Here is an 11388-nt window from a genome sequence, read left to right on the forward strand (position 1 = left end):
TGAAGCATGACACCGGAACGTCTCACCCAGCTAGTACCCAACCTGTTCAAAACCCTAAGCCCTCCCCCTGTTACTTTCTCACAGGGGGACCCGGCCGCGGCTTGCCTATGGCTGGCTGAAATTCAGAACTTACTTTCACCAACCGATACTGCCGATCATATCCACCCGTTGTGGCCACAGGCTCCTGACGTATCAGTTAATACCTACACCCTCGCCTCAGCACCAGCGGGACAATTACTTCCCGGTATCGGCGATGGCCCGACAAGCCTGATCAATATTCCCGGAGTCAATCCCCTCGACATCTGTATCCCGCCAATGCAGCGCAGCCTGCGCATTGAGGGCTGGGTTAACGGGGCAAGTGGCGAGCTGGCTTTCGAAAGCATTGACTTAGCACTACCGGGCCCACTCCCCTTCCAATGGAAACGCTACTATCGCTCCTCAATTAGCGACGACTGTGGCATCGGCGCCGGCTGGCGCCACTCCCTTAGCGAAAAACTGTCAGTACAGGGCAATACCGTCGAATTACACACTGCGGAGGGGCGTAGGGTCCACTTTCAACTGCCCGCGATTGGCCACGGTTGTTACAACCGTTTTGAGCGCCTGCTGCTGTTTCGCCAGAGCCTGCATAGCTATCGCCTCACGGCATTTAGCGAGCCTCACAAAATTTTTCGTGCCGACGGGGTCAACAGCGCCCTGCCTCTTACCGAAATCCGGGATCAGTTTGGCAATGCCCTGACCATCGACTACAGCGAGGGACTGCCCAGGAAAATTGTAAGCTCCTGGGGGCGAGTACTGGAATTCCACAGCCACGGTGGTCGCATTAGCAGGCTGCTCAACAGCCACGCCCCTGAAGAGCAACAAACTTTGTGTGCCTACGATTTTCACGGTGGGCTGCTCACTGGTGTTTCCCGGGGTCGCGAGAGGGAACACTACAGTTACCATGATCTCTCTCTGGTTGAGGCGCACAGCAGCCGAAATGGCAGTACCCAGTTTGAGTACGACCACCAGGGCCGCTGCCATAAGTTGAGAAGAGAGGAGACAGAGACCCTCCTCAGCTGGCAGCACACGCACAATACCTGCCTTGTAGAAACCATCGACAGGGAATCACAGCAGCTTCGCTTTGATCGCTTCGGCCAACTGATTCATGAAGTCCAGGGCCAGCGCCAGTGCAGTTGGCTCTATGACACCTACGGCAATCTCTGCCAACATATCGGAGCAGATGGGTTGAACACCTTCCTCCGCTACGATGAATTGGGACGAATCCGACGCAGCACTTGCGCAGGCACCAGCAATCGTTATCAATACGATGAGAACGGCTTCCCCGAAGGCATACTACTCAATGGGGACCAGCCATGGCTGTATCGCTTTAGTGATAAAGGCCGGCCGCTGACAATCGTCGACCCAGGAAAACAGGAGTGGAAATTCCTCTACAGCGATCGAGGGCAGTTGACGCAGATCGTCGACCCTGAGGGCGGCCGGGTGGACTTCACCTGGGATGGGCAGGGTCAGCTGCAAACCGTACGCTACGGGGATAAAGTTTGGGGGTTTGAGTACGATCACTGGCAGCGAATGAGTGCACTGATTGTCAATGAGGACACTTGGTGCGAATGGCGCTATGGTCCGGAAGGTGAGTTGCGTGAGTCCCGAATTGGCATGCACCAATATGGCCTGGATTACTCAGAGCGGGGACTACCCTACGCAATTCACGCCGGCAACAGCCAGAGCCTGCACTGCGAATACGATAGTGCCGGCAATATATGCCAGATCCAATTTGCCGATGGCAACAGCTGGGAACTGCACTGCAATGCCCACGGCCAGTTAACCCAGTTGGATACTGCTAAAGGGAGCTACCGCTGGCACTACGACCCCGTCGGCCAGTTAGTCTCATTTCACACACCGGATAAACGCCAATTGCGCTGGCACTACAATACTGATGGCAGCATCAGCGAATACTGCGACAACGACTGCCGCTGGTATTTTAATTACAATGAAAATGGCTCCATTGCCGGAATCCGAAACAACAACGGCCAGAGCAGTGAATTTCATTACGATGCGTACCAGCGCCTGATCCAGGCCAACAATTTACACTCTTCCGTGCGTTTTAAATACGACCAGCGCAACCGGGTGATCGCCGAGAACCACGACAGCAGCGACGTTCGCGATTTCAGCCTGAGATATCAGTACGACTCACGCGGATGGCTGAAAAGTGCCAGCTCCGATAATCTCGATCTAGCCTATACCCTGACACCTTGCGGTTCCCTGTACGGTATTGACGCCAATGGTGAGCCAATCCTCCGCACTGAAATAGACGGACAAAACCATATACATGTCCAGGGGGATATTCGCAGCACCTATAAATTTGACGCAGGCCGGCTAGCAGCCCTGGACAGTGGCCTCGCCTTAACCTGGCAATTTGATCGACAAGCGCCGCTGCAACTCACGACGCCTATTCGCCAGGCTGGATTCGCCCAGGCACATATCGAGCGAGATCAACGCGGCAATATCACCATTGAGCGGGAGATTCCCGGGCGCAAGGACTACCAATACCAGTACGATGGCTGGGGGCTGATGAGTACCGCAGAGTGTGGTGAGTTCAAAACCTATTTCCGCTACGACCCGTTTGGGCGCCGTCTGAGTAAAACCTGTACCCATCGCAAGTCGACACGCCAACGCCGTGTGACTACCAGCTGGAGCGGTCTTGGCATCTGGGCGGAAGCACACCAGATTGATGGAAAATCACGCGGTATCGGACACTGGATACAACACCCCTTGAGCGGCTCACTTCTCTGCCACTGGAGTTCAGGTGCCAGCGAGCACTATTTGACCGATCCGGAGGGCAAGCCCCTGGCCATCTTTGAGTCGCAGGGCTCGATACAATGGTCCCGCGGCAGCGAGGCCGGAGTTACTGCCAACCGCGGCTTTGGCCAGGAACCCAGCCCCTGGCGTGGTGCCAACCTCATTGCCGATATCGAAACCGGCCTCTGGTACCATACCTCAGGATATTGGAACCCGGCGCTGAATATTTGGTTGAATGGCACCCAGGTTTTTGCCCGCTCGACACCCGACTCTTCTCTGGCCAAACTTTAAGGTCAGTGGCCTGATACAACCTATCGGGAAGACTCCACAGGGCTTCCCCTTCTGCCCTCTACAATCAATTAAGTCCAATAGAGTGGCTGAGATATGCGAGATTCCCCGGACTTTGAAATCGGCGGTATTGAAGTGGCCAGGGGGGAGTCCCGTCGTATTAACCTGCCAGTGGTTAGCCTGTATACCAATACGGATATGGCAATCCCTGTCTATGTACAGCGCGGCAAGCGGACCGGCCCTACAATTTTTGTCTGTGCGGCGGTACACGGAGATGAACTTAATGGCATCGAGATAATCAGCCGCCTGATTCAGAGCCGCGGCCTCAAGTCCCTCCGTGGCACTCTGATTGCTGTTCCCATGGTCAATGTCTACGGCGTGCTTCAACACACTCGCTACTTACCCGATCGGCGCGACCTGAATCGATCTTTCCCCGGCTCAGCCAAGGGCTCCCTAGCCGCTCGTATGGCCTATGTATTCCTGCGGGAGATAGTGGCCAAATGTGATTACGGCATCGACCTTCACACCGGCGCTGCGCACCGCAGCAACTTACCTCAGGTCCGCGCCAACCTGGACGATACCGACACTCGTGCCATGGCCAGAGCTTTTGGTGTACCGGTACTGCTCAACGCCTCCATCCGCGATGGTTCCCTGCGCCAGGCCGCCGCCGATCTTGGAGTAAGAATCCTGCTTTATGAAGCGGGCGAAGCGCTGCGTTTTGATGAATTGTGTATTCGCGCAGGGGTCAAGGGCGTAATCAACGTAATGCGGCACCTGGAAATGCTGCCAAAAGGCCGCAGTGGCAATTCGATAGAGCCGTTTATTGCCCGTAGCAGCGGTTGGCTGCGTGCTGGAGATAGTGGTATCGCAAAACATATCAAGGCTCTGGGGGATCACATATACGAGGGCGAATTACTAGCCACTATTACCGACCCTTACGGCAAGGAACTCGACCAGGTGCGATCTAACGGGGAGGGGATCATTATTGGCAAGCAGAACATTCCCCTGGTGCTCGAGGGCGAGGCGATGTATCACATCGCCTATTTCCGCAAGCCACAGGAAGTAGTTGAAAACCTCGAATTGCTTCAGGACAGCCTGCTGCCAGACGAAAATTTCTAGGGCGCTATTGCTGCTGTAATAACTCCAGTACTTCCTTACTGGGAAACCCTTTCACTTCGACACCAGCACGTTTTTCAAACTCCCGAATAGCCTTGCGCGTGCCAGGGCCGGCCTTACCATCGACTTCACCTGTATAAAACCCCTTCTGTTTCAGCAACTTCTGTAACTCTTCCACCTGGCTGCCATCGAGTGGGGTAAAGGGTCGATTCCAGTCCTTTACCAGAGGTGGTGCGCCACCGATGCGATCCGCCAAAAGGCCAATAGCGGTCGCATAACGATCGGAGTTGTTGTAGCGCTTCAGCACAAAGAAGTTTTTGAAAACCAGAAAGGCGGGACCGTTACGTCCATCCGGCAGCTTCAGCTCTGCCACAGCTTTCTTATTTGGGAATGATTCACCATTGGCGCGTTTGACCCCGAGCTTTTCCCACTCTGCTACAGTCAACTTACCTCCCGGCATCTTGCGCGAAGGTATAGTGACCTCATAGCCCCAGGGCTTGTCCTTTTGCCACCCATTGCTCGACAGCAGGTTGGCCGCTGTAGCCAGTGCATCTGGCACCGAATTCCAGATATCACGTTTGCCATCGCCATCGATATCTACCGCATAGGCTTGATAACTGGTGGGGATAAACTGGGTGTGCCCCATGGCCCCGGCCCAGGACCCCAACAGGTGCTGCCCCTCGACATCCCCGGCCTGTAATATCTTCAAAGCCGCGAGTAACTGCTGGCGACCAAACTTCTTGCGCTGAGGGTCTGCGTAGGCAAGGGTAGCCAGGGACCGGACCACACTACGCATGACTTTGTCATTACCGAGGATGCCACCAAAACTCGACTCCACCGACCAGATCGCCAAAAGGATATCTGGGTCAACTCCAAAGCGCTTTTGGATCTTGTCGAGCCAGGGCTTCATCTTCTCTTTTTCCTGCTTACCCCGCTCTATAGCTCGTTTCTGTACCCTGTTGTCGAAATACTGCCATACCGGTGCCTTGAATTCGGGCTGGTAGCTGGCACGATCCAATACCCACTGGTCAGGAGAGGTTATGCCCTTAAATGCCTGATCATAAACCTGGGGGGAAATACCACTCTTTATCGCCGTCTGGCGAAAGTCCCGAACCCATTTCTCAAAGGCCGGGTCCGGCTTATCTGCTGAGTGAACACCTAGCGATATCAGCGCCAGGTATAGGGCGAGAAAATAGGAAAGCGTGGGGAACCTGGACAATCTGGGCATGAGAGTACCTTTGACACAACTTTTTGCTCGCTCAAGGTTAGGACGAGCCTCCCTTTTCCGAAAGGCGGATTTATCAAATGGTGTCATCCGCCCGACCAGTCATCAATGTTGACAGATAAACCTGCGGGAAAGTTCTGCTTGTGTCACAGCCCTGTTGTCAGGGCCACAAAACTATGGGATTACATAGAAAAGAACTGCAAAGAAGTGCAAGATCCCTCCTGCGAGTACAAACAAGTGCCAGATCGCATGATGGAAACGCAGACTGCGCCACAGGTAGAAAGCGATACCACCTGTATAACAGAGCCCACCCAAAACCAGCAGCCACAAACCACCAGTCTCAAGACTATTCGCCAGTGGCTTGATTGCAGCGATAACTACCCAGCCCATTAAGGCGCTTAAAGTGATAGACAGGGCGCGAATTTTTTTCAGCGGGGTGAACTGAATTATCAACCCGAGCAGTGCCAGTCCCCAGATAATCCCAAATAACCACCAACCCCATGGACCGCGGAGAGTCACCAGGGTGAACGGCGTATAAGTCCCCGCTATTAAAAGGAAAATTGAGGAGTGATCCAGGGTACGCAAGATCGCCTTGGCACCGATATGACTGACAGCATGGTACAGAGTCGAGGCAAGGAAGCAGAGAATCAGTGTAGAGGCGTAAACGCTGGAGCTGACGATATGCCAAGCATCACCGCGCAATGCGGCGAAACCTGTGAGAACACCCAGGCCGGCGATAGCCAGTAGGGCCCCGACACCGTGAGTAACGCTATTGGCAATCTCTTCTGCGAAGCTATAGCGGCTGGCAACGGAAACGGTCGAAGTCATAAATTGGCCCGGCTGAATTCTGGTCATAAGTACATCAACGGCACTCGACCAATAACTTGAATCAGGTCTAATGATCAGAGGCCTCACCCAAAATAGCAAGGCCAGGATCAGACCAGGGGTTCACAACCGGACCATAACCACTTATTCGCTGGCGTTATGGATTCCCATTTCACACAGAGCGGAAGAAGCGCGAACAATGGTCTCATTTCTGTCAGGTCCGGTAGAAACAATATCTACAGGCGCACCAACCAGCTCTTCAATGCGGGCTATATAGGCCTTGGCATTGGCCGGCAGATCCGCCTCGCGACGCACACCGAAAGTATTCTCAGCCCAACCTGGCAGACTCTCGTAAACCGGTTCCACACCTTCCCAGCCAGCGGCATCAAAAGGTACTGGTATCTCTTCGCCAGCGCTGTTGCGATAACCCACGCAGATCTTCACTTCCTCAAGGCCATCAAGCACATCCAGCTTGGTCAGGCATAAGCCCGAAATGCTGTTGATACGGATCGCATGACGCACTGCCACTGCATCGAACCAGCCGGTGCGGCGTTCACGCCCGGTAGTTGCACCAAACTCTTTACCCTTCACACCCAGGTGACTGCCAACTTCACAGTCCAGCTCGGTCGGGAAAGGGCCACTACCCACACGGGTGGTGTAGGCCTTGGTGATACCCAACACATAGTCCAGATACAGGGGGCCAAAACCGGAGCCTGTGGCTGTACCGCCGGCCGTGGTGTTGGAGGAGGTTACAAACGGATAGGTGCCGTGGTCGATATCCAGCAGGGATCCCTGGGCACCCTCAAACAGAATATGCTCACCCTGCTCACGAGCGTCGTGCAGATCACTGGCTACATCAGTGATCATCGGCACCAACTGCTCGCGCCAGACTTTCGCCAACTCCAGGGTGTCCTCGTAACTGACCGACTCCACCTTGTAGTACTGGGTCAGGGCAAAATTGTGATAATCAATCAGCTCCTTGAGCTGGTTACAGAAATTGTCCCAATTACACAGATCCCCAAGGCGCAAACCGCGACGGGCAACCTTGTCTTCATAGGCCGGGCCAATTCCGCGTTTAGTGGTTCCAATCGCATTATCACCGCGGGCCTTTTCACGAGCTTCATCAAGTGCCACATGTACTGGCAGAATCAGCGGGCAGGCCGGTGACAGGCGTAAACGATCCCTGACTGGAACACCCTTCTCTTCCAGGTCCTTCATCTCCTCGAGGAGTGCTTCGGGGGATAGCACCACGCCGTTGCCAATGAGGCAGGTTACGCTGGGGCGCAGGATACCGGAGGGAATCAGGTGCAGTACGGTTTTTTCACCATCGATCACTAGCGTGTGGCCGGCGTTGTGTCCGCCCTGAAAGCGCACTACCAGGGAGACCTGCTCTGTCAGCAAATCGACAATTTTGCCCTTGCCTTCATCACCCCACTGGGTTCCCAGCACTACTACGTTCTTGCCCATCTGTATAAATCTCTAACTCAGGTTTCTCTCGGCGGGTGCTTGGAGCCCCCGACATCAATGGATCTTGCGGTGAACACCGCACCTATACTGGCACTTCCACTGCGCCCGCCCTCAATCAGTCCCGCGGCTTTTTACTATCCAGGAACCACTTTCGAGCACCAGCTCGCGGTCGCAACGCGAGTGGAGATCACTGTCCGCGCCGTCGGACAAGGTAGCGATTACTACCTCTCCCTGCCTGCGCAACTCATCAACTGCATGCCAAAGTCCAACACCGTCCGGGCCACTGACTTCCGGCGCGAGAATGGCGCCACCCTTGGGCTCAGCTCTATTACCCAAGGTATTCAGGGCCACTAAATCACTACTAAAGCCAGTAGCCGGACGATCCCGTCCGAACACAGCACCTATACCGTTGTAACGCCCACCATTAGCAAGGGCTTGGCCATGGCCCGGACTATAGGCAGCAAAAACCAATCCGGTTTCATAGTCATAACCACGCACTTCGCTCAAATCAAAAAACAGCTCTACCATCGGGTAGCGCTCTCCCAGCGCCTCGGCGACTTGGTACAAGTCGGATAGCGCTGCCAGGAGCGGCTCTGGAGCGCCGCTAAGCAACTCGCGGGCTCTCTCCAAGCAGTCCGAACCCCCGGCAAGGCCAGGTAGCGCTTGCAACCAGTTCGCTACCTGCGCATCTGCAACGTTTGCAGCGACCCAACTATGCACATCGGCACTCGCCTTGTTCTGTAGCAGCGCCGACAACTCATCCTGCTGAACCTCACCCAATCCTGCCGCCTCGGCAAGACTGCGGTAAATGGCAACATGGCCCAGGTCCAGGTAAATCTGTTCAATCCCAGCGACCTGCAGGCTCTCCAGCATCAGGGAGATCACCTCTATATCACCACTGAGGCTATCCACACCAAACAGCTCCGCACCAACCTGAATTGGAGCCCTCGAGCCCATAGCAGTACGCGGTCGGGTATAGAGAACATGACCCGCATAGCACAGGCGGTTAGCGCCTACGCGGGGAAAACTGTGCGCATCAATACGCGCGGTTTGCGGAGTGATATCAGCGCGAATACCGAGAGTGCGGCCGGAGATCTGATCAGTAACCTTGAAGGTACTCAGATCCACATCACGTCCCATCCCGATCAACAGGGACTCGGTGAATTCCAGCATTGGCGGTATTACCAACTCGTACCCCCAGCAGGAGTAGAGGTCCAGTAGTTGGCGGCGCAGGGTCTCAACCTGAATGGCATCCGCAGGCAAAATTTCCGCGATGCCATCCGGCAACATCCAGCGATCAGCTTGAGTCATGGTGAAACGGGTTTATCAGGGTTAATAAGGCGAGCCAGCAGCTTCCACAAAAAAACCGGGCTAGGCCCGGTTTGCGTGATTTTAGCATCAAGTACTGCTGGGAAGGTAGGGCTATTGGGGGGATTGATGACGACAGATTGGATTCGCCGAAAACGGCGAGCTGAAATGAGTAATCAGCTGCCGTTTAACCCCTAATAAGGTTTATTGCCCTTTAGGGTCCTTCAGATAGCGGAAAAATTCACTGTCCGGGTCCACCAATAGCATGTCCGATTTACTCTGGAAAGACTCTTTGTACGCCTGCAAGCTGCGGGTAAAGCGATAGAACTCGGGGTTCTTGTTGTAAGCCGAGGCATAAATAGCCGCAGCTTCTGCATCGCCGGCACCACGCAACTCCTCAGACTGGCGATAGGCCTCAGACTCAATAACCACTTTTTGGCGGTCGGCATTAGCGCGGATGCGCTCACTGGCTTCCTGGCCTTTAGCGCGGTGATCCCGTGCTTCCAGCTCACGTCCGGCGCGCATACGCTGGAACACTGATTCGGACACTTCCGGTGGCAGGTCAATACGCTTAACACGCACATCAATCACTTCCACACCGAGGTTTTTCTGCGCTACCTGATTCAGGTTTTTTGTGATCTCTGCCATCAGCTCATCGCGCTCACCACTGACCACTTCGTGCAGGTCTCGCACACCAAACTGGTTACGTAATCGGTCATTGATCTGCTCGGACAGCAGGCGAACAGCGTTGCGCTCATCACCACGGGTTGCGATGTAAAACTTGCTCACATCGGAGATACGGTACTTAGCATACGAGTCCACCATCATGAACTTGTTTTCGCTATTAAGCATACGCACCGGGCTGGAGTCCACAGTCTGGATACGCGCATCAAATTTGCGCAGTTTCTCTGCAAACGGGATTTTGAAATAAAGTCCCGGTTCGTTATAGGTGCGTATCAGTTCACCAAATCGCAGCAGTACGCCCTTTTCAGTTTCCTTCACCACAAAAGCGCTGGAAGATACCACCAGTATGCCAACCAGCAGTATGGCAATGATTCCCAAAGTCTTGTTGTTCATTCCATCACCTCCTAGCGGACAGACTGGCTGCGACGGCCATTGGCAGCATCCTGGCGCAAACGCTCGACAATGCGCTGGTAGACTTCCTCAATCACGATCGGTGAGGTGTCTTTGCGCTGTACCGCCTTGCTGGTGCTTTCCTGGGCCAACTTGTCCAATGGCAAATACATCATGTTATTGCCACCTTCGACATCCACCATCACTTTCGAGGTGCTGGACATCACCTCCTGGACCGCATCCAGGTACAGACGCTCGCGGGTCACTTCCGGGGCACGCTCATATTCAGCCAGCAATTTCTCGAAGCGAACCGCCTCACCGCGGGCACTCTCCACTACGCGGGCCTTATAGCCTTCTGCCTCTTCAATAATCCGCTGGGCCTGACCACGGGCCACCGGAATCACCTGGTTTGCATAGGCCTGGGCTTCATTCTGCAAACGTACCTCGTCTTCACGAGCCTTGGTAACATCGTCAAACGCATCCTGAACTTCGCGCGGCGCCTTGGCATCAGTCAGGTTAACCACATCGACACGAATCCCCGTCTGGTAAAGATCGAGGTACTCCTGAAGACGCTGTTGGGTATCTGTGGATACCTGGGTACGGTTTTGAGAGATAACGCCGTTTAAGGTCAAGGAGCCGACCACATGGCGCAGGGCACTGTCCGTGGCCTCTTGCAGGCTCTTCACAGGATCGCGCACACGCAGAACAAAGGATTCCGCATCACCAACCTGCCATTGCACGGTCAATACGACTTCAACGATATTGGCGTCTTCCGTCAGCATCTGCCCTGTCGTACGCTCAGTACGCACCTCGGTCATATTGACCTTAGTGACACTATCAATCAGGGGCGGATTCCAGTGCAATCCCGCAGATTCTGTAGAGTGGTACTTACCCAGGCGTAGTACTACTGCCTGTTCATTGGCGTTCACCTGATAGATTCCCAGGCCCGCATAGATTAATACGGCGACACCAATCACCAGCATCCAAGGAAAGTTGCCTGTACCAGTACTGGGGCTACCGCCTCCAAACAGACCACCTAACTTTTGCTGGACTTTACGAAATAGTTCATCAAGGTCCGGCGGTCCATCATTATTGCGATTGCCACCGCCACCACCCCACGGGTCTTTATCTTTACCACCCGGCTCATTCCAGGCCATCTAACTTACTCCAACTCTGATCATTTAAGCTTTGTCTCCGGCGGATTCTAGCATCCCCCGCCGGCAAAATATTGCCGCCAGGACTCAACTGGTGGCAAGTTTGTCGCAACCGTAGTTGCGCAGAAACCTTTC

The 11388-nt window shown here is 54.5% G+C and carries 8 protein-coding genes; 2 read left to right on the forward strand and 6 right to left on the reverse strand.

The features are described 5' to 3' along the window. Nucleotides 1-6 precede the first annotated feature (6 nt). Together G367_RS0113225 and G367_RS0113230 are read left to right on the forward strand one after the other, a co-directional pair. Nucleotides 7-3087, forward strand: coding sequence for a DUF6531 domain-containing protein (locus tag G367_RS0113225; protein WP_020413614.1), 3081 nt, complete (start codon nucleotides 7-9; stop codon nucleotides 3085-3087). Between the two features lie 93 nt (nucleotides 3088-3180). Beyond that, a complete protein-coding gene (locus G367_RS0113230) occupies nucleotides 3181-4203 on the forward strand; it encodes a succinylglutamate desuccinylase/aspartoacylase family protein (RefSeq protein ID WP_020413615.1) in 1023 nt (340 codons plus the stop codon). 4 nt (nucleotides 4204-4207) lie between these two features. Here the strand turns inward: G367_RS0113230 and G367_RS0113235 are convergent, their stop codons facing one another. The 6 genes from G367_RS0113235 to hflK form a co-directional block, all read right to left on the reverse strand. Next, entirely contained in the window at nucleotides 4208-5428 is a 1221-nt protein-coding gene (locus tag G367_RS0113235) for a lytic murein transglycosylase (RefSeq protein ID WP_020413616.1), read from the reverse strand. A 171-nt stretch (nucleotides 5429-5599) separates the two neighbouring features. Next, nucleotides 5600-6280, reverse strand: coding sequence for a PAQR family membrane homeostasis protein TrhA (gene trhA, locus G367_RS0113240; protein WP_020413617.1), 681 nt, complete (start codon nucleotides 6278-6280; stop codon nucleotides 5600-5602). A 114-nt stretch (nucleotides 6281-6394) separates the two neighbouring features. Continuing rightward, a complete protein-coding gene (locus G367_RS0113245; RefSeq protein ID WP_020413618.1) occupies nucleotides 6395-7717 on the reverse strand; it encodes an adenylosuccinate synthase in 1323 nt (440 codons plus the stop codon). A gap of 111 nt (nucleotides 7718-7828) precedes the next feature. After that, on the reverse strand, nucleotides 7829-9028 hold the full coding sequence (locus G367_RS0113250) for an ATP phosphoribosyltransferase regulatory subunit (protein ID WP_026305107.1): 1200 nt from the start codon (nucleotides 9026-9028) through the stop codon (nucleotides 7829-7831). 201 nt (nucleotides 9029-9229) lie between these two features. After that, nucleotides 9230-10102 carry a protease modulator HflC gene (gene hflC / locus G367_RS0113255; protein ID WP_020413620.1) on the reverse strand — a complete coding sequence of 291 codons (873 nt, stop codon included), beginning with the start codon at nucleotides 10100-10102 and terminating at the stop codon, nucleotides 9230-9232. An 11-nt stretch (nucleotides 10103-10113) separates the two neighbouring features. Next, nucleotides 10114-11256, reverse strand: a complete 1143-nt coding sequence (gene hflK, locus G367_RS0113260; protein WP_020413621.1) for an FtsH protease activity modulator HflK — start codon at nucleotides 11254-11256, stop codon at nucleotides 10114-10116. Between the last annotated feature and the right edge of the window lie 132 nt (nucleotides 11257-11388).

It is taken from the genome of Microbulbifer variabilis ATCC 700307 (assembly GCF_000380565.1).
GTDB classification, from domain to species: Bacteria; Pseudomonadota; Gammaproteobacteria; order Pseudomonadales; family Cellvibrionaceae; genus Microbulbifer; species Microbulbifer variabilis.